Genomic DNA, 19271 nt, shown 5'->3' with positions numbered 1-19271 from the left:
TTATGGCATGGACACGGCAAGCCGTGTGCGACTTATTTGTAGTAACGGACACCGGCCTCGAAGAGCTGCTGGTCCTTGGCACCCGGAACGTTCTTTGCGATGTCGGCGCCGATGCGCTCCGAATGGCCCATCTTGCCGAGCACGCGGCCGTCGGGGCTCGTGATGCCCTCGATGGCATCGATGGAGCCGTTCGGATTGAACGGGATGTCCATCGACGGATTGCCGGCGGCATCGACGTACTGCGTCGCAATCTGGCCGTTGCGACGCAGCTGCTCGATGGTGGCCTCATCGGCTACGAAGCGGCCTTCGCCATGGGAAACGGCAATCGAGTGGACATCGCCGACCGAGACGTTGTTGAACCACGGCGAGAGGTTCGAGGCGACGCGCGTCTCGACCATGCAGGAGACGTGACGGCCGAGCGTGTTGTGCGTGAGCGTCGGGGAATTCTGCGAGAGGTCGCGGATCTCGCCGTACGGCACGAGACCGAGCTTGATGAGTGCCTGGAAGCCGTTGCAGATGCCGAGCATCAGGCCGTCGCGCTTCTCGAGCAGGTTCATGACTTCTTCCTTGATGCGCGGATTGCGGAACATCGCCGCGATGAATTTGCCGGAGCCGTCCGGTTCGTCACCGCCGCTGAAGCCGCCCGGCAGCATGATGATGTTGGCCTGCTCGATGCCCTTGACGATGGCTGCGACCGTTTCTTCAACGGCGGCCGGCGTCAGGTTGCGGACAATCAGCGTCTCGGCAGCGGCGCCGGCACGCTCCCAGGCGCGGGCCGAATCATACTCGCAGTTCGTGCCGGGGAATACCGGGATGAAGACGCGTGGACGCGCGATGTGCGTGCCGCCCGTGAGAACATTGCCCTTCGTGTACGGCGTGAAGATGGCTTCCGATTTTGCCTGTTTGTGGACGTTCGTCGGAAAAATCTTCTCAAGCGGCGTTGTGTAGGCCTCGACGGCGGCGCTCAGCGCAACCGTCGTGCCGTTGCAGACGATTTCCTGCGCAGCCGTCGTCTGGCCGAGCACATAAGCGCCCGTGCCGGCAAGCGCAGCTTCCACGTCGACGCCAGCGGCCACTTCGAGCAAAATCGTGCCGTAATCGGCGCAGAAGAGTTCTTCCTTCGTCATGTCCTTCGCAAAGGTGAAGCCGATCTCATTGCCGAATGCCATCTTCGTGACGGCAGCGGCGACGCCGCCCACGCCGATGCTCTGTGCGGAGAGTACCTTGCCTGCAGCCGTGAGGTCATGGATCCTCGCAAAGTTCTCGCGGAGTTTCGCGAAGACCGGCAGATCCTGCTCATCCTTCGGCGCCGGCACGAGGTAGACGCAGCTGTCGGCCTGCTTGAACTCCGGCGAGAGCGCATGGTCGGCCTTCATGACGTCGACAGCAAAGGCGGCGAGCGTCGGCGGCACGTGGATGTGCTCAAAGGTGCCGGACATGGAGTCCTTGCCGCCGATGGCCGGGATGCCCATCTCGTGCTGAGCCCAGAGGGCGCCGATGAGTGCGGCAAACGGATTGCCCCACTTCGCAGGGTCCTTGCCGAGGCTCTCGAAGTATTCCTGGAAGGTCAGGCGAACCTTGGAGGCATCGCCGCCGAGTGCAACCATCTTGGCCGCAGCCTCGACCACGGAATACAGGGCACCGTGGAACGGGCTCCAGGTCGTGAAGGCCGGATTGAGGCCGAACGTCATGGCCGTGGCCGTGTTCGTCTCTGCGCCGAGCACCGGCAGTTTGGCGACCATGCCTTCAGACGGGGTCAGCTGCGTCTTGCCGCCGAACGGCATCAGCACGCTGTTGCCGCCGATGGTCGAGTCAAAGCGTTCGGCAAGACCCTTCTGGCTGCAGACGTTGAGGTCCTGCAGGTTCTTGAGCCAGGCTGCCGCGAGGTCGTCGCAGGCAGCGACGGCTGCGGGCACCTCGAAAAGGTAGCGCTTGGCCGTATCCGGCTGGGCGATGACAGCCGTGACGTGCTGGCGCACGCCGTTCGTGTCAAGGAAGGCGCGGTTCATCTGCACGATTTCCTTGCCGCGCCACTTCATGATGAGGCGCGGTTTCTCGGTGACGACGGCGACCGGCGTCGCCTCGAGGTTCTCATCATCCGAGAACTTCTGGAAGGCTTCGACATCCTTCGGGTCAAGTACGACGGCCATGCGCTCCTGCGATTCGGAGATGGCCAGTTCCGTACCGTCGAGGCCCTTGTATTTCTTCTTGACGGCATCGAGGTCGATGACGAGGCCGTCGGCGAGCTCGCCGATGGCAACGGCAACGCCGCCGGCACCGAAGTCGTTGCAACGCTTGATCATGCGCGAGACGCTCGGGTTGCGGAAGAGGCGCTGAATCTTGCGCTCCGTCGGCGGATTGCCCTTCTGGACCTCAGCGCCGCAGGTCGTCAGCGATTCTTCCGTATGCTCCTTCGAGGAACCCGTTGCACCGCCGCAGCCGTCACGGCCCGTGCGGCCGCCGACGAGCACGATGATGTCGCCGGCTGCCGGACGCTCGCGCACGACGTTCTCCTTCGGTGCCGCCGCGATGACGGCGCCGATTTCCATGCGCTTGGCCATGTAGCCTTCGTGGTAGACTTCGCGGACCTGGCCCGTCGCGAGGCCGATCTGATTGCCGTAGGAGCTGTAGCCGGCTGCGGCGCCGAGCGTGATTTTCTTCTGCGGCAGCTTGCCCGGCAGCGTCTCACTGAACGGGCGGCGCGGATCGGCAGCGCCCGTCACACGCATGGCCTGATAGACGTAGGAACGGCCGGAGAGCGGATCGCGGATGGCACCGCCGAGGCAGGTGGCCGCGCCGCCGAACGGCTCGATTTCCGTCGGATGGTTGTGCGTCTCGTTCTTGAACATGACGAGCCAGTCTTCCTGCCTGCCGCCGATATCGGCCTTGATCTCAATGCTGCAGGCATTGATTTCCTCGGATTTATCGAGGTCTTCGAGCAGGCCCTGCTTGCGCAGTGCCTTCATGCCGATGACAGCGATGTCCATGAGCGTGACCGCGCGGTCCGTATCCTCACCGTAGAGGTCTTTGCGGTCTTTCATATACTGGTCATACGCCTTCTTCATGGCCGGCGTGAAATAGCCGTCCTCGATCTTCACGTCGTCGATGGCCGTCGTGAATGTCGTGTGGCGGCAGTGGTCCGACCAGTACGTGTCGATGACGCGCAGCTCCGTGATTGTCGGGGCGCGGTGCTCCGTGTCGCGGAAATACGTCTGGCAGAACTTAAGGTCCTCAAAGCTCATGGCAAAGCCGCGCGCATCCATGAAAGCGTGCAAACCGGTTTCATCGAGGTCGTTGAATTCGCTCAGGACTTCGACATCGGCCGGCTCCGTCGTCACCATGTCGAGGGATTCCGGCTTCTCGAGCGAGGCCTCGCGGCTCTCGACGGCGTTGATGCAGTAATCCTTAATCTTGGCAAAGTCGGCATCGCTGACCTCGCCCGTCAGCACGATGACGCGGGCCGTCGCGATTTCCGGGCGTTCCTTCTGCGTGACGAGCTGGACGCACTGGGCGGCCGAGTCGGCTGTCTGGTCATACTGGCCTGGCAGGTACTCGACGGCAAATACGCGGGACTGCGGGAAATCCGGCAGCGTCTCCTCGTAGACCTGGTCTACCGGAGCTTCGGCGAAGACGACGAACTTGACCTGCTCATACTCTTCCTCGCTGAGACCTTCCATATCGTAGCGCTTGATGATCCGCACCGACTGCAGGCCTTCGAGATGGAAGGTCTCCTTGAGGTCGTCGCAGAGCTGCTGAGCTGCGATATCGAATCCCTGTCTTTTTTCTACGAAAATTCTTCTTACCGTCATGAGTGTTTCTTTCCTCCAAATACAACGAGATGAACCAATTCCCTCACAAGCGATCGACTGCAATCTTGCCCGCAGGAGCTGCCACGGGTGCAGACGTGAAAATTTGCTTCTATATTCGTATTGTACCGAAAAGATTTGGCAGATGCAAGAAGCCATCACAATCTTTTCGCAAAGAGACGCTTGTCCAGCAGTTATTCATCATTTGTTTCCTTCTGGTGGATAGTATCAGCATTTGCTTTATTATTGCTTGCACTTATGATATAATTGTTCTAATTTCTATGAATTGTTTTACATGTGATTTGACCAAAAGGAGGGCCTGGAACATGAAAGAACTGCTAGAGCTCCTGGAACATGACGCGCGCCGCCCCGTCAGTGAGCTGGCATCCATGCTGCACCGCAGTGAATACGAGGTCGAGCAGGACATCAAGAAGCTCGAGAAGGACAAGATTATCCTGTCCTACAACACGCTGATCAACTGGGAAAAATTCGGCACGGATACGGTCACGGCCATCATCGAGATCAACCTGACCCCGCAGCGCGAGGTCGGCTTCGACGCGATTGCCGAGCGCATCTACCGTTTCGACGAGGTCCGCACGGTCTACCTCATGAGCGGCAGCTTCGACCTGCTCGTCATCATCGAGGGCAAATCGCTGAAGGACGTGGCCAATTTCGTCGCGACACGCCTCGCCACGATTGAGGGTGTGACGCAGACGCGCAGCCATTTCATGCTCAAGCCGTACAAGAAGGACGGCGTCATCATCAACGATGAGGAACGCGACCGCAGACTGGTGGTGACGCCATGATTGAGACCCGCTCTGACTGGCATGACCGCCTTTCCCCCGCCGTCAATGCCATTGCACCGTCCGGCATCCGCAAATTCTTTGATATCGCCGCCCAGATGGAAGATGTCATCTCCCTTGGCGTCGGCGAGCCGGATTTCGTGACGCCATGGTCCATCCGCGAAAGCTGCGTCTACGGCCTCGAACAGGGCTATACCTCGTACACGGCCAACCGCGGCCTGCCCGAGCTGCGCGAAGAGATCGCCAGGCACTATAAGGAAGAGTACGACTGCTCGTATGAGGCCAGGACCGATATCCTCGTGACCGTCGGCGTCAGCGAGGCACTCGATCTTGCGATGCGCGCCATCCTCGCACCCGGCGACGAAGTCCTGATTCCGGAGCCCTGCTACGTCTCGTACCAGGCCTGCACGACGCTTGCAGGCGGCGTTCCCGTGGCCGTGCCCGCCAAGATTGAAAACGAATTCCGCATCACGCCGCAGGAGCTCAAGGAGCACGTCACCGACAGGACGAAGGTACTGCTCATCGGCTATCCGAACAACCCGACGGGTGCCATCATGCGCCGTGAGGATCTCATGGCCATTGCAGCCTTCGCGAAGAAGCATGACCTCATCGTCATTTCCGACGAGATTTACGGCGACCTCACGTACGGCGGCGAGGAACACGTCTGCTTCTCCTCACTGCCCGACATGCAGGAGCGCACGATCCTCCTGAACGGCTTCTCGAAGGCATACGCGATGACGGGCTGGCGCATCGGCTATGCGATGAGCAATCCGACCATCATCAGCGCGATGACGAAGATCCACCAGTACACGATGCTCTGCGCGCCGATCACGGCTCAGATTGCCGCCATCGAGGCCCTGCGCCACGGCAAAAAGTACATGCAGAAGATGGTCGCGGAATACGACCGCCGCCGTCACCTCATCTACGACGGCTTCACGAAGATGGGCCTCTCCTGCTTCGAACCGAAAGGTGCCTTCTACATCTTCCCGAGCATCACGAGCACGGGCTACACCTCCGAGGAATTTGCCGAGGAACTCCTGAAGAGCGAACACGTCGCTCTGATCCCGGGTTCCGCGTTCGGCGCCTGCGGCGAAGGTCATGTGCGCTGCTCCTACGCGACGTCCATCGACAAGATTTCCGAAGCCCTCGCGCGCATCGAGAACTTCCTCAAGAACCATCCCAAACGATAAAAATGACGGCATCTCAACAGGCCCCGACCTGCGTTTACGCGCATGACGGGGCCTGTTTTTGTATTTCTGCCGTTTTCTTCTTCGCATTTCCGGATTTTCCTGTCAGTCCACTTGTCAAACGACCGCACTGTGATATAATGAAACAATCTCGTAAGTTGATCGCTTTGTTACAGGAGGTTTGTCATGGATTGGTCCAGGGGCTATGCGCTCATCGTCGCTGCCGCATTTCTTTCGGAATACATCCGCGTCCGCGTGGATTATCACATCCTGGAGCTCACGCTCATATGCATCGCGGTACCGGTCCTCTTCTTCGCCGTCAGTGTCGTCTGTTATCTCGTGCTCGCGTCGCTCACCGACCGCGTCTGCAATTTCATCGAGGGCAACGGCTTCCGCACCGATCCCTGACCGTCTCTGAAGGGCTGCCGGCTGCCGTATCGTTGACAAAGCATACCGTTCATGGTATACTATTTCCTGTTCCGGACATATGCGCTCGTAGTCCAGTGGATAGGACGTTGGCCTCCGGAGCCGAAAGCGGCAGTTCGACTCTGCCCGAGCGCACCACTATATGACAACAACAGGTTTCAGCAAAGGCTGCGTGACCTGCAGCAGGATTCCCGACACGATGTGTCGGGAATTTTTTTATGCACAGAAAAGAACAGGGGACGTTCCCGGCACATATATGCGTGCCGGAACGTCCCCTGTTCATCCATATGGTGTTATACGTTTGTCCGCCCGTTATTTGGCAGCCTGAGCGGCATCAGCCGTTTTCGTTCCTTCCGGCTGCCACTTGCGCATGGCCTCGTTGCGGACCTTGCTCTTCTCCTCCGGCGTCAGTTTCCAGTAATCGCCGAATTTGCCATCCTGCTTAAGCGCCGGCTCCCAATCGCCGTACGTCGGGTTCGGCAGGGCGATGAAGCGATGCCCAAACTCTGCCTTGTGCTGGTCAACGAGAGCATTGCGCTCCTTCTGGCCCTTGTGGTACGTGCCGATTGGCAGATCGCCTGCATTGTCGCCGAGGTAGACGACGACATCGTATTTCTGGCTGACCGCATCGTAACGCGGCTGCTTGTTGCTCGTATCCGTCTTGAAGAGCATGTGCTCGCGGTCGATCTGCGGGAAGCCGACGGCCTTCATGTTCTTGGCCGAGCCATCATACTGCGTCTTCATGCTGCGGTTCGTGACATAGAAGATGTCGACGCCGAGCTTGTCAACCGACTGCAGGAACTCTGCGGCACCCGGCATGGCCGTGGCTTTGGCGGCAGCGCACCAGGCATCCCAGTTCTTGTTGGTGTAGGCATTGTCCGTGCCGATGAGGCCAGCCTCAAAGGCGCTGTTGTCAAGAACCGTCTCGTCGGCATCGAGCACGATGGCCAGCGGCTTGTCGCCAGCCTTGTGATGAGCCACGGCGCGCACGACCTGGTCAAGAGCGGCATTGTATGCCTGATAGCAGAGCTCGCGGTATTCGGCCGAGTTCTGCATCCAGGCAGCGGCCATCGTCAGTTCGGCGTTGAGATCCTGCTGCGTGTAAGCCTGTGCTTCTGCGGCAAACGTCGTCTGCGGTGCACCCGTGATCAGCGAAATCCCCAAAGCGGCAGCAACCAGCAGGCTCTTCTTCTTGCTCATGAACGTCATCGTCATTCCTCCATTTTCTCTCTCGGAGCGATGCTCCAAGAATCTCTCTCGTTTTCAATAAACAATATTATTATAAGTCTTAAAATATAAAGATAAAAGGACATATGACCAAAAAACTTCGGACTTATGTCCTTTTTTTGTACCGGTTTCGGGTAGGAATCACCGCTGGAAGAAACGAAATAAGAAACATCAAGATTTGGCAGGAGGTTTTTTTATGGCAAATGAACAGAAGGCCTGGTGGAAAGAGGCCGTCATCTATCAAATCTATCCGCGCAGCTTCCAGGATTCCAACGGAGATGGCATCGGCGATCTGGCGGGCATCACGCACCGCATCCCCTATCTCCGGAAGCTCGGGGTCAACGTCATCTGGCTCTCCCCGATTTATCAGTCCCCGAACGACGACAACGGCTATGACATCTCCGATTACCGGGCCATCATGGACGATTTCGGCACGATGGAGGATTTCGACACCTTGCTCAAGACGGCACACGAGGCCGGCATCAAACTCGTCATGGATCTCGTCGTCAACCATACGTCCGATGAGCATGCCTGGTTCGTCGAGAGCCGCAAGTCCCGCGAGAATCCGTACCGCGATTTCTACATCTGGAAGGATGGCAGGAACGGCGGCGCACCGAACAACTGGGAGTCGTACTTCAGCGGCCCGGCCTGGCAGTACGATGAGGCAACGGATCAGTATTACCTGCACTGTTTCTCGAAGAAACAGCCCGACCTCAATTGGGAGAACCCCAAGGTCCGCGATGCCGTCTTCGACATGATGACTTGGTGGTGCGAGAAAGGCATCGACGGCTTCCGCATGGATGTCATCTCGATGATCTCGAAGGACCAGTCCTTCCCGGACGGCCCCGTCAAGGCGGACGGCTACGGCGACCTTTCGCCGCACGTCTGCAATGGGCCGCGCGTCCATGAATACCTGCAGGAGATGAACCGCCGCGTGCTCTCCCATTACGATCTGCTGACCGTCGGCGAAGCTGCCGGCGTCACGATTGATGAGGCCAAGAAGTACGCGCGCAGCGACGGCAAAGAGCTCGGCATGGTCTTCCAGTTCGAGCATGTCGGCCCGGAGAACGGCAAGGGCAGCATCATCGACAAGTGGACGACGGGCAAGCCGCAGATGCCGAAGGTCCGTGCCATCCTCAACAAATGGCAGCGGGAGCTTGAGGGCAAGGCCTGGAACTCACTCTATCTCGACAATCACGACCAGCCGCGCTGCGTCTCGATGTTCGGCAACGACAGCCCCAAGTGGCGTGTGCTCTCCGCCAAGATGCTCGCGACCTGTCTGCACATGCAGAAAGGCACGCCGTACATCTACCAGGGCGAGGAACTCGGCATGACGAATATGAAATTCCACTCGCTCGCAGACTGCCAGGATCTCGAGGAAATTAATGCCTGGCACCAGTATGTCGACGAGCAGAAGAAGGTATCGGCCGAGACGATGCTCCAGTGCTTCGATACCGTGGCCCGCGACAACGCGCGCACGCCGATGCAGTGGGATGCCAGTGCCAGCGCCGGCTTCACGACAGGCAGGCCCTGGCTCGCCGTCAACCCAAATTACACGGAAATCAACGCCGAAGCCGCGCTCAAGGACCCGGATTCCACCTTCTACTACTACCAGAAGCTCATCCGGCTGCGCCATGCACATCCCATCATCGTCTATGGCACCTTCGAGCCGCTGCTCGAGGACAGTGAGACGATTTACGCCTTCGCGCGCGAGCTCGACGGCAAGCGCCTGACAGTCGCCTGCAACTGGACGGAGCACGAGGTTCCCTGCAGCCTCTTTGACGAAAATCCGGGCGAGGAACTCATCTCGAATTACCCGAGCCATAAAGCTGGCATTCTGCAGCCTTACGAAGCGCGTGTCGTGCTCACCGATAAATAATGCGCCTCATCCTGCAAAGGATGTAAAAATCCCGCTTCCCAGGACATGTTCCCAGGAGCGGGATTTTTTATCATTCGTCGTTATTGTTCGCTGGCTGTGGATCATCCTGCTGCGCACGCAGCTCCTCGATGGAGAGATTCTGCAGATACGAACGATGCTCATCATCATGGAAATAGACGAAACCCACATGGCGCACATACGGCTCAATGGTCGCAAGCTTCAGGAGAGGCGTCACCACGAGCAGCTGGAGGTCCAGCTTGCGGAAGAGCTCGAGTCCAAAGGCCGCCGCCTCATCCGAACTCTTGAGAAAGGCCTCGTCGATGGCGACGAAACGGAAGGACTGCTCGCCCGCATGCTTGCCCTCGATGCCGAAGTTGTAGACGATGCTGGCCGCAAGGATCGTGTAGGCGAGCTTTTCCTTCTGCCCGCCGGACTTGCCGCCCGAATCCGTGTAATGCTCGTATTCACTGTCGTCCTCACGCCAGTGCTCGGCTGCTGCGAAGGCAAACCAGTTGCGCACGTCGGTGACGTGACGGCGCCAGGCAAGATCTTCGCCCGTGTGGCCGGGACGCCCCTCGAGGCGCTGCACCATGGCCGACACCTTCTGGAACTGTTGCTCGCCATAGGCAGCAGCCTCGTCCGGATGCTCTGACTCCGCGTCCGTGCAGGCTGCCAGGTCCATGCGGAAGGAACGCACGCGCTCGTCAGCCGCCTGCACGCATTCCATCTGGATGTAGCGTCCGGGATTGTAGTCAATGTCGTAAAGCGAGGTGTTGATGCGCGCGATGCGCTCCTCGATGTCGCGGGCCGCCGCCTCGAGATGCGCCCGGAAGAGCGTCATCTGCTTGATGGTGTTTTCCCGCAGCAAGGCGCGGAAACGGCTCTCGAAGCGCGGCAGATCATCTGCCTGCAATCGCTCGAGGATGGCTTCGTAATCGCGCAGGGCTTCCGGCGTGACGGCAAGGTCACGCCCTGCCTGCGGATAGCGTTCCCGGAACAGCGCCATCTGGCTGACCATGCGGCTGCTGCGCGCGGCAAGCTCCTCATCAGCGCGTTCCAGATGCTTTTTCAGCCAGGCTTCATACGCCATGCGCAGATCCCTGCCAGACTGTGCGTCGCCGCTTTTGTCCGGCCGGTCGCGCTCAAGCAGCGGCGAGATTACCTGCCACTTCGTGCTGGGAACGGCATCCCGGCTAGCCTTTGCCGCCTGCATGCGCCCGGAAAGGTCCTGCAGGCTCTGCGCACCGCGCGTCAGGGCATCGCGCAGAAGATACATCTTTTTCTGCTGAGCTGCGCGGCGTTCCTGCAAGTCCTGCACGCGCTGCTGCTGCAGGCGGTAATCCTCATTGCCCTGTTCGAGCTGCCGGCGTTCCTCTCGCAGGGCGCCGAGGGATTTTCGCAGCGGCTCCGTATCAATTGCGTCAAAGTCCGTCACGGCCGTGAGCCGGTCAAACTGGCGCAGTTTCCCCTGGATGTCCCTTTCTTCCCGCTTGAGTTTCTGGGCCGCCTGATGGAAGTAGCGTTCCTCCTCCTGCAGGTCGAGCTGCTCCGCTTCGAGTGCCTGGACCTTGCGCTGATTCGAGAAGCCCAGGATGTAGCGGCTGCGGTCGCCGATATCGCGGCGGTCATCCTTCTCATGACGGCGGCCGCCCGTCTTGATCTGGCCGGCTTTCGTCAACGCGAAGCGCGCATGGCGGAACTTCTTCATTTCCTCGACACACGTATGGGCAAAGCGGCGCGCAAGTTCCGCCTGCAGCCAATTCGCATACGGGGAATCTTCGCGAAGGTTCAGCTTGCTGCAGGCTGCATCTTGAGGGACCTCCGGCAAGTTTTCCTGCACAAGCTCATCGACGCAGTAGTAGACGAGCTTCAGGTGCAGCGGATGGCGCTCGAGCCAGTTGGCCACCTCGCCGTAATGCGTCTGCGGCACGATGAGCGAGAGGCCGAAGCTGTGCAGCAGGCGCTCGAGCGCCCCTTCCCATTCCTGTTCATCCTCGCGGACCTCCAGGAGCTCGCCGACGAACGGCATCTCACTCGGCGCGAGGTTCAGGCTTTCCGCCAGCTGCTCGCGCAGCCTGACGTACTCGTGCGGGATGTTCGACTGACGGCCGCGCAGAGAGGTCAGCTCCGTCGCGAGCGTTTCCGCGCGCTTCTTCATCTCCACCTCGTTGCTGCGGGCCGTGGCGCGCTCGTCGCCGATCTCGTCGAGGCGCTGCTCGGCAGCCTGACGCAAGGCAGTGATTTTCTCCCGGTTTTCCGCGAATTCCTCCAGGCTCTGCGGGAGACGGCAGCCGGTCACGCCGGCAGACGAAAGGGCCTCGCCATACTTGGCGGCAGCCTCCTCGCGCGCGGCGAGGGCTGCTTCCGCCAGCCTGATCCTGCCGACGAGCTCGCTGAGGCGCTGCCCGCCATGCTGGGCAAGGGCCTGGCTTGCCGTCAGGAATTCCTGTTCAAGCGCCTCCTGACGCCGCTGTTCGTCGTCAAATTCCCGCTGGCGCGCGGCCTGCTCCTGCTGCAGGCTTTCCGCCTTCTTCGAGAGAGCCTCGCAGGCCATGCCCGCGAGCCAGGCCGGCAGCACCTCGCGCATGTCGATGAGTTCCTGACGGCGGCGCTGCAGGCGGCGGTAGGCCATGCCGTCCTCAACCAGAGGCTTCAAGAGCTCCTGCTGACTCCGCGCCTGCAGGACAGACTGATGCGCCGCCTCCAGGTCGTGGTAATGGTGCAGCAGGTTCTCGACATAGGCATCCGTATCCGGCACATCGAGCATGCTCTGGCGCACGAAGTCCGTCAGCGAATCGACCTTCTTCATCGAGACGGTCTGCTGGAAGAGCTCCATGGCCTGTTCCTGATGAAGGCCGAACGCGCGCCGAAAGACGCGCGCATAGGCCGGATAGTCATCGAAGACCTCGAGGCCTTCCTGCGAGGAAAGCTCCTTCTTGAAGCGGCGCATATCCGGGCCAATCTTGCTGAACGCATCGCAGATATGGAGCTCCTTATTGGCTGCCACGTAGAAACGGCTCGGATAGCGGATGCTCTCATCGCGGAACCAGAAGACCTGCGCGAGCGTCATCGTCTTGCCGAAATTCTCATCGGCAAAAATTCCGAGGATGACGCTGTACTGACTGCGGTCGCGCAGGGCCAGCGGGCGTCCGCCGCCGTCCTCGGTCCGGCGCTGCGCATAATAGCCGAGCACGTAGCTCGCGAGGTCGCGTTCACGTGCATCGGCGTCGGCCGCCTTGTTGTACGTGACTTTGCGCGGCGGCACGAGCAGCGTCAGTATGGCATCGACGAGCGTCGACTTGCCGGAGCCGACATCGCCTGTGAGCAGTGCAGCCTCGCCGCCGAGTTCAAACGACCAGACGCGCTGGTCGAACGTTCCCCAGTTATAGACCTCGAGCCGCTGCAGGCGGTAGCCGAGCTTCGGAAGCTCGCCCGTCGTATCAAATAAATTCATTTTCCGGCCTCCTCTCCACCGTCCTGCTGACCGTATGCCTCGTATTCCTTAAGGCGCGCCTCAAAATCACGCAGCCATTCCGCCGTCACGAAGCTGCGCAGGAGCGGGCGCACGGCATAGGCCGCCTCCGCCCCAGCCGGCTCGAGAAAGCCCATCTGCACGGCCTGCTGGATGTCGCGGTCAACGCGCATGAGGAACTGCGTCTCATTCGTCACGGGCGGGAAATACGGGCGCAGCGAGAGTGCCAGATCGTCGCGCGTCACGATGAGGCGCGCATCGCCGCGGGCTGCATCGAATTCTCCTAGTTTCTTCCGCAGCGTCACGAGCATCATGCTGAGGCTGAAGCCCAGCGGATGACGCGGCATGATGCGCGGCAGCCCCGAGGATTCGTCCTGGCGCAGATAAGCGTATTCATCGGCTTCATCGACGTAGAGCTGCAGGCCAATGACGCGAAAGTAATCCATGAGCCGCACGCGTTCTTTCCATACCGTCTGCCAGAGCGCCTCATCCTTATCGCGAAAGACGACGCCGCGCAGGAGCGCAATGGCCGCGCGCGCGAGCGGAGCGGCATCGGCTGCCTGTTCTTTGTCGGAAGAAAACGCGGCTTCTCCCGACGAAGTCACGCCAGCTTCCGGTTCCGTATCTTCCCAGACCGTCCTGTCATCCCGATTTTCGATTCCCATTAAGCGTGTTCTCCTTTCCTTGCGGCATGATGATGGCGGCCATCCGGCCGTTTCCGGTGAAAGACAATCGTCTCGCAGCGCGCAGCCACATCCCGGCCATCCCTGCAGTAGAGGATGTCCTGCCACTCATCCTCCCGCACCTCGCTGCCTTCGCGGCGGCTCGCGATGACGAGATAGGCGAGCAGTTCGCCAAGTCCCTGCTCGAGCGGATGAGAGCGGATCACCTCGCCGAGCGTCACCGTTTCCTGCTGCTCCAGCATGCCGTCAATCTGCGCCTGCAGGCGCCGGCGGTCAATCGGGCGTTCCCGCAGCAGTGCCGTCACGGGGCCATCGGCCACCCCCTCGATGAGATCCTGATCGCGCAGCCGCGTGCGCTTAGGCAGGACGAACATGCGCCGGTCCATCGGCAGAGAGATGGAAGGTGCCATGCCGTCGATGGCCGTGAACGGGCCGTTCGGCACCTCCGGAAGCTTTGCTGCCCGCTGCTCGATGCGGCCGATGAGCTCATAGATGTACCGTTCCTCCTGCAAGGTGTGTTCATCGACGAAGCGGCGAATCTGCTTGTCAAGCGCTCCCACCGTCTGCTCCACGGCAGCCGCCGCGCGCAGCCAGTCCTGCATCATCTCGCCGAGCGGATGTTCTTTGAGCAGTGAGCAAAGCTCCGGCACCTCCTCGAGATGGGCAAGCGTTGCGCGGAAATCCTCCTGCTTGAATCCCGTCATGAGAAAGCGCCAGAACGCCTCAAAACTCTGCCCCTGCTCCGACTGACGGATGACATCGCGCTGCGCGAAAATCTCCTCGAGCAGATCGCCCTTGCCCTGTTTCCAGGTCATGACGTCCGTCATGAGCCGGTGCTCGAGCAGGCGGAAATTCTCCTCGACCTCGCGAAAATCGGCGAGCAGTCCCTCAGAAGTCTGCACGGCCTGCAGGAAGCGTTCCTTGACCTGGACAGCGCTGAGCGCAGGCTCCACCCTGCCGCTCGCCTCAATCGCCGCCATCTCCCGCTCGATGGCATCCTTCTGCCGGCGCAGCCAGTCCATGCGGTGCTGCGGATCCCGGTCCGTCTCGCGCTCCACCTCATGCAGCAGCGAGAAGACCGTGCGCAGCCGCGATTCCGTGCCGATGAACGGGCGATGATGAAGCCCTGCGAGCCATTCCACGGCTTTCTGGGCATCAGATGTCAGATCGTAGAGCACTTCGTTATCGGGACCGTAGAAGCGCCGCAGCCAGCGGTGCTGCTCGTCCGACCAGCTCAGAAGCAGGCTGCCGGCCTGCCGCGCAAGTTCCGCCGTATTTCCCGCGGCTCCCGTCTCATAAAGGAAGCTGGTCAGCGCATCGAGCAGCTTCTCCTCGGGCAAAGCCCGCGTTCTCTTTTGCAGAAAGACCTCATAAAAGAAGGCCGCGGCCAGCGGCCCGTGTTCTGCCGCCAGCAGCCGCCAGGCAGGGCTTTTGGCCCGCAATTCCTTCAAGGCCGCAAAGCCCATATCCGCCCGCTCTTCGTTCAACACGTTTCCCTCCCGAACCTGCCTCTCGGCAGGATTATTGCTCAAAATCACATATCTTCTATTATACACAAAAAAGTCTAAACGGTATAATAAAAGAAAACGATGCTGGGGAGGAATCATCATGCGCATTGCCATCATTACGGGTGCTTCGAGCGGCCTCGGGGCGGAATACGCCCGGCTGCTCGCCGAGGAGACCGGGCTCGAGGAAATCTGGCTCATCGCCAGAAGAAAGGAACGGCTCGAAATGCTTGCCCGCTCTCTGCCCCTGCCCTGCCGCCTGCTGCCGCTCGACCTCACGCGGGAAGAATCCCTGCGGCAGGTACGCGACCGCCTGCAGCATACAGAGGACCTCACCGTGAACTGGCTCATAAACGCCGCAGGCTTCGGCCGCATCGGCAGCTGCGAGACGATCGGCGTGATGACCGAAAGCCGCATGATTGAGCTCAACTGCCGTGCGGCCACGGCCATGACAGAACTATGCCTGCCGCACATGAAGGAAGGCTCTCATATCATCGAGGTCTGTTCCTGCGCCGCCTTCCAGCCCATCCCTTACCTGACGACCTACGCCGCCACCAAGGCCTTCCTGCTGCGCTACAGCCGCGGCCTCTGCGCGGAGCTCGCGCCACGCGGCATCTCGGTCACGGCCGTCTGCCCGTACTGGATCCGCAATACCGAATTCATCGCCGGGGCCAAGGAAACCGACCACGAGGTCCTCTTTCACGGCTTCCCGCTCGCCACGGACAAACATACTGTCGCGCGCCGTTCGCTGCACGCCGCGCAAAACGAGCGCGCCATCTGCACGCCCGACCTCGTCTCAACACTCGACCGCTTCTTCGGCGCCCTCATCCCCGATGACCTGATCATCCATCTCGTCAATCTCTACCGGCACCTGTAAAAATACAAACAGTCAGACCAGCGACGAAAGGCATGAGCCCAAGCGGAGGGATGTATTCCGCCTGGAAGCGTCCAGCGACTGCCCGCAGGGCTGGGGCCCAACACGAATGAACTTCATGCCGGATGTCGGAACGCCGCGGCAGGCTGTGGTTTGCAAACAAAAAGCTGACGTACGGATCTCGTCCATACGTCAGCTTTTACTGTCTTTTGTTTATTTACCGGCCTTCATGCGGTTGATGGCACTGATGAGCGCCTGGATGGAAGCCGTGATGATATCCGTATCCATGCCGGCACCCCAAGTGATGTGTCCATCATCGTTCGTGATGCCGATATAGGCCATCGCGCGGCTGTTCTGGCCGATTTCCAGCGCGTGCTCGCTGTACGTCAGATCCTTGTAACTCACGCCGAGATTCTGCTGCAATGCATTGGAAACGGCATCGAGGCGGCCGTTGCCCTTGGCAATGAACGTCTCCGACTTGCCGTTGACGAAAATGTCGACCGTGCCCTTGCGCGTGCCGTCCGGCTCCTTCTTGAGCAGGAAATCGTCGAGCTTGTACGGCGAATCGACATTGACATACTCATCCTGGAAGATCTGATAAATCTCATCCGGCATGAGCTCCTTATGCTTGTGATCGGAAACACCCTTGACGCAGTAACCGAAATCCTCGCGCATCTTCTTCGGCATATCGATGCCGTACTTCTGCTCCATGATGAAGCCGACGCCGCCTTTGCCGGACTGGCTGTTGATGCGGATGACATCGCCGTCGTACTCGCGGCCGACATCCTTCGGATCGATGTAGAGGTACGGCAGCGTCCATTTGTCCGGGTTCTTCTCTTCCTTCCAGTGCATGCCCTTCGCGATGGCATCCTGATGCGAACCCGAGAATGCAGCGAACACGAGGTCACCGGCATACGGCTGACGCGGCGAAACATGCATGCGCGTCACACGCTCATACATCTCGACGAGCTCCGGCATATTCGAGAAATCGAGCTCCGGATCAACGCCGAGGGCGAACATGTTCATCGCCACCGTAATGATATCGACATTGCCCGTGCGCTCGCCATTGCCGAACAGCGTGCCTTCGACGCGGTCTGCACCGGCCAGGACACCCATCTCCGTATCGGCCACGCCGCAGCCGCGGTCATTGTGCGGATGCAGCGAGAGGACGACATTGTCGCGGTACTTGAGGTGTTTGTTCATGTAAGCGACCTGCATGGCAAAAACATGCGGCATGCTCATCTCGACCGTAGCCGGCAGGTTGATGATGGCCTTGCGGTCAGCCGTCGGCTGCCATACATCGAGCACGGCATTGCAGACTTCCAAGGCGTATTCCGGCTCCGTGCCCGTGAAGGACTCCGGCGAATACTCGAAGCGGTAGTTGGCACCGGCTTCTTCGGTCAGTTCCTTGAGGAGCTTCGCGCCGTCGACAGCCATCTGCTTGATCTGCTCCTTGTCCTTGCGGAATACCTGCTGGCGCTGTGCAACCGACGTGGAATTATAGACATGGACGATGGCGTTCTTGACGCCCTTGAGGGCATCGAAAGTCTTGCGGATGATGTGCTCACGCGCCTGCGTGAGTACCTGGATCGTGACATCGTCCGGGATGAGGTCATCCTCGACGAGGCGGCGCAGGAACTCGTACTCCGTTTCCGATGCAGCCGGGAAACCGACTTCGATTTCCTTGAAGCCGACCTTGAGGAGCATCTTGTAGAATTCCAGCTTCTCATCGAGACTCATCGGAATTACCAGAGACTGGTTGCCGTCGCGCAGGTCAACGCTGCACCAGACCGGTGCATGGTCCGGCGCATCCTTCTTCGCCCACTCGAGATCGATTTCCGGCGGCATGAAATAACCTTTGCTGTACTTCTGATAATTCATCATAATGCAAAACCTCCCAATAGAAAAAGGCCTCCGTCCATGAGACGAAGGCCTGTGCCTGCGTGTTACCACTCAAATTCATGCTCATAAGGAGCATCTCTGCGGGATTCTGCCAAATCCCCCTGATGTAACGGTCAGTCCCGTTCCAGCCTAATAGCTCGTGCCCAAGGCGCGGGTGTTCAGTGGACTGCTTCGAAGCGAGTTCCGCATCCCTTCACCATTGCCTCGCACCAGACGGCAACTCTCTTGCGATGTACAGGATGTGTACTATTCTTCGTCACTGCATTTCCCTGTGTTGGGTACTAGAATAGCACAACCATGTACATTTGGCAAGCACTTTTTGTAAAACTGTAAACATTTTTTCGCGATGAATTTCCAGGCCAGAATCAGTCCTGCGGCTCGCGCAGCGTCTTCTTGGCTGCCGAACGGGCCTTCTCTACCTCGCGCTGCTGGCGTTTGCGCTCCTTGTGCGCCTCGTAGCGGCGGCGGCCGTCCTCAAACGCACGCTTGGCTTCCTCCGAATCGAGGATGAGCGGCGGTACCGACTTCGGGCGCGAATTGCGGTCGAGCGCAACCATCGTGAAATAAGCAGACAGCGCGCGCTGCGGCTTGCCTTCCTGATCGAGGTCTTCGACGTCCACATTGACGGCAATCTCCATCGAGCTGTGGCCGACAAAGACGATTTCCGCCGTGCAGGTCACGAGGTCGCCGATGAGGATTGGCAGGTGGAACTCGAGCTCGTCGACGCGGGCCGTCACCACATTTGAGCGTGCATACTTGCGGGCCGCAGCATACGCCGTCGAGTCCATCATCTTCATAATTTCGCCGCCATGCACATTGCCGTTTGGATTCGTCTGACTCGGCATCATGACCTGGCTGATCACAATCTTTGTCTGTGCCATAAAAACCTCCTGCAAATCGTTTATTCGCCGTCACCTGAAATAGATTCTCCCGATTATCATTTCATCTGTTTCTTAAATTCCGATAAGAAAAAGGGAAAAATTGTATATAAATGTCGTTTATTACGATGCATTTTATTATAGCATAAACGTACCAAGAGAAATGTGATTCTCTCACAAAACCATCATACAACTTCTTCCTCATCATTTCAGGAAACGGTCAATTGCTTTGTTGAGCTGATCGAGCGCCTCCTTGTCGTTCTCCCGCACGGCATCCACGATGCAATGCTCGAGATGATCCTTCAGGATGATGCGGCTGACGCCCTTGATGGCGCTGTCGACGGCCGAAAGCTGGATGAGCACGTCGCTGCAGTCCCGGCCATCGGCAATCATCTGCTTGATGGATTCGAGATGACCGATGAGCCGCGCCATGCGGTTGAGGACGGCCTTGGTCTGCGTATGGCTGTGCTGATGACCGTGTGCACCATGTGTGTGCGTCACGACGGTGCCGTCGGCCAGCACATGGGTATGTTCCTCCACAACTATCCCTCCTTTCCCGCATGACTGCTCTCATGCATTCAATGATATTTTGACACTCCCCATGCCTAAAGGCAGGGGATTCTTGGTTC

General features: G+C 59.4%; 13 protein-coding genes, 1 tRNA gene and 1 other annotated feature. Of the genes, 6 read left to right on the top strand and 8 right to left on the bottom strand.

Features of this window, described 5'->3' with window-relative positions; translation table 11 throughout:
- Positions 1-32 precede the first annotated feature (32 nt).
- Entirely contained in the window at positions 33-3809 is a 3777-nt protein-coding gene (locus DWZ54_RS09615; RefSeq protein ID WP_118475868.1) for a phosphoribosylformylglycinamidine synthase, read from the bottom strand.
- Between the two features lie 323 nt (positions 3810-4132).
- Here DWZ54_RS09615 and DWZ54_RS09610 point away from each other — a divergent pair, with 323 nt between their 5' ends.
- From DWZ54_RS09610 to DWZ54_RS09595, 4 genes are all read left to right on the top strand, one after another.
- Entirely contained in the window at positions 4133-4612 is a 480-nt protein-coding gene (locus DWZ54_RS09610; protein ID WP_118015293.1) for an Lrp/AsnC family transcriptional regulator, read from the top strand.
- Complete coding sequence (locus DWZ54_RS09605; RefSeq protein ID WP_118475866.1) at positions 4609-5799, top strand: aminotransferase class I/II-fold pyridoxal phosphate-dependent enzyme; 1191 nt, start codon at positions 4609-4611, stop codon at positions 5797-5799. Before DWZ54_RS09610 ends, DWZ54_RS09605 begins: the two co-directional genes overlap by 4 nt.
- A gap of 183 nt (positions 5800-5982) precedes the next feature.
- Complete coding sequence (locus tag DWZ54_RS09600; RefSeq protein ID WP_118475864.1) at positions 5983-6204, top strand: hypothetical protein; 222 nt, start codon at positions 5983-5985, stop codon at positions 6202-6204.
- 81 nt (positions 6205-6285) lie between these two features.
- A tRNA-Arg gene (locus DWZ54_RS09595) sits at positions 6286-6360 on the top strand.
- A 174-nt stretch (positions 6361-6534) separates the two neighbouring features.
- Here DWZ54_RS09595 and DWZ54_RS09590 read toward each other — a convergent pair.
- Positions 6535-7431: a 5'-nucleotidase, lipoprotein e(P4) family gene (locus DWZ54_RS09590; protein WP_199663334.1), complete on the bottom strand. Its 897-nt coding sequence runs from the start codon at positions 7429-7431 to the stop codon at positions 6535-6537.
- Positions 7432-7645: 214 nt separating this feature from the next.
- Here DWZ54_RS09590 and DWZ54_RS09585 point away from each other — a divergent pair, with 214 nt between their 5' ends.
- The gene (locus tag DWZ54_RS09585) at positions 7646-9328 is read left to right on the top strand and encodes an alpha-glucosidase (RefSeq protein WP_118475862.1); all 1683 of its coding nucleotides are present in this window, start codon (positions 7646-7648) and stop codon (positions 9326-9328) included.
- Between the two features lie 70 nt (positions 9329-9398).
- Here DWZ54_RS09585 and DWZ54_RS09580 read toward each other — a convergent pair whose 3' ends face one another.
- The 3 genes from DWZ54_RS09580 to DWZ54_RS09570 are packed head-to-tail and all read right to left on the bottom strand — an operon-like array spanning position 9399 to position 14973.
- Entirely contained in the window at positions 9399-12782 is a 3384-nt protein-coding gene (locus DWZ54_RS09580) for an ATP-binding protein (RefSeq protein WP_118475860.1), read from the bottom strand.
- Positions 12779-13465 (bottom strand): DUF4194 domain-containing protein, encoded by a 687-nt coding sequence (locus DWZ54_RS09575; protein ID WP_118475858.1) that lies wholly within the window; start codon positions 13463-13465, stop codon positions 12779-12781. Before DWZ54_RS09575 ends, DWZ54_RS09580 begins: the two co-directional genes overlap by 4 nt.
- Positions 13465-14973, bottom strand: a complete 1509-nt coding sequence (locus tag DWZ54_RS09570; protein ID WP_158573646.1) for a DUF3375 domain-containing protein — start codon at positions 14971-14973, stop codon at positions 13465-13467. Before DWZ54_RS09570 ends, DWZ54_RS09575 begins: the two co-directional genes overlap by 1 nt.
- Before the next feature lie 118 nt (positions 14974-15091).
- On the opposite strand from DWZ54_RS09570, the gene DWZ54_RS09565 reads away from it, so the two are divergent.
- Positions 15092-15865: an SDR family oxidoreductase gene (locus DWZ54_RS09565; RefSeq protein WP_118475854.1), complete on the top strand. Its 774-nt coding sequence runs from the start codon at positions 15092-15094 to the stop codon at positions 15863-15865.
- Between the two features lie 210 nt (positions 15866-16075).
- On the opposite strand, the gene DWZ54_RS09560 is transcribed toward DWZ54_RS09565, so the two are convergent.
- The 3 genes from DWZ54_RS09560 to DWZ54_RS09550 form a co-directional block, all read right to left on the bottom strand.
- Positions 16076-17743: a 2-isopropylmalate synthase gene (locus DWZ54_RS09560; protein ID WP_118475899.1), complete on the bottom strand. Its 1668-nt coding sequence runs from the start codon at positions 17741-17743 to the stop codon at positions 16076-16078.
- 37 nt (positions 17744-17780) lie between these two features.
- Positions 17781-18033 (bottom strand) — a binding site (T-box leader).
- A 96-nt stretch (positions 18034-18129) separates the two neighbouring features.
- Entirely contained in the window at positions 18130-18645 is a 516-nt protein-coding gene (locus DWZ54_RS09555; RefSeq protein WP_118475853.1) for an acyl-CoA thioesterase, read from the bottom strand.
- 201 nt (positions 18646-18846) lie between these two features.
- Entirely contained in the window at positions 18847-19182 is a 336-nt protein-coding gene (locus tag DWZ54_RS09550; protein WP_233519483.1) for a metal-sensing transcriptional repressor, read from the bottom strand.
- Positions 19183-19271 lie beyond the last annotated feature (89 nt).

This window comes from Mitsuokella sp. AF33-22, from assembly GCF_003475755.1.
Taxonomy (GTDB): domain Bacteria; phylum Bacillota; class Negativicutes; order Selenomonadales; family Selenomonadaceae; genus Mitsuokella.
This window is presented reverse-complemented; position numbering and strand designations above follow the sequence as displayed.

Excerpts from the sequence above, each read along its gene's own strand:
- DWZ54_RS09565 (WP_118475854.1), top strand. The coding sequence starts at position 15,092 with ATGCGCATTGCCATCATTACGGGTGCTTCGAGCGGCCTCGGGGCGGAA.
- DWZ54_RS09555 (WP_118475853.1), bottom strand. The coding sequence starts at position 18,645 with ATGGCACAGACAAAGATTGTGATCAGCCAGGTCATGATGCCGAGTCAG.
- DWZ54_RS09605 (WP_118475866.1), top strand. The coding sequence starts at position 4,609 with ATGATTGAGACCCGCTCTGACTGGCATGACCGCCTTTCCCCCGCCGTC.
- DWZ54_RS09580 (WP_118475860.1), bottom strand. The coding sequence starts at position 12,782 with ATGAATTTATTTGATACGACGGGCGAGCTTCCGAAGCTCGGCTACCGC.
- DWZ54_RS09615 (WP_118475868.1), bottom strand. The coding sequence starts at position 3,809 with ATGACGGTAAGAAGAATTTTCGTAGAAAAAAGACAGGGATTCGATATC.
- DWZ54_RS09560 (WP_118475899.1), bottom strand. The coding sequence starts at position 17,743 with ATGAATTATCAGAAGTACAGCAAAGGTTATTTCATGCCGCCGGAAATC.
- DWZ54_RS09610 (WP_118015293.1), top strand. The coding sequence starts at position 4,133 with ATGAAAGAACTGCTAGAGCTCCTGGAACATGACGCGCGCCGCCCCGTC.
- DWZ54_RS09585 (WP_118475862.1), top strand. The coding sequence starts at position 7,646 with ATGGCAAATGAACAGAAGGCCTGGTGGAAAGAGGCCGTCATCTATCAA.
- DWZ54_RS09590 (WP_199663334.1), bottom strand. The coding sequence starts at position 7,431 with ATGACGTTCATGAGCAAGAAGAAGAGCCTGCTGGTTGCTGCCGCTTTG.
- DWZ54_RS09600 (WP_118475864.1), top strand. The coding sequence starts at position 5,983 with ATGGATTGGTCCAGGGGCTATGCGCTCATCGTCGCTGCCGCATTTCTT.
- DWZ54_RS09575 (WP_118475858.1), bottom strand. The coding sequence starts at position 13,465 with ATGGGAATCGAAAATCGGGATGACAGGACGGTCTGGGAAGATACGGAA.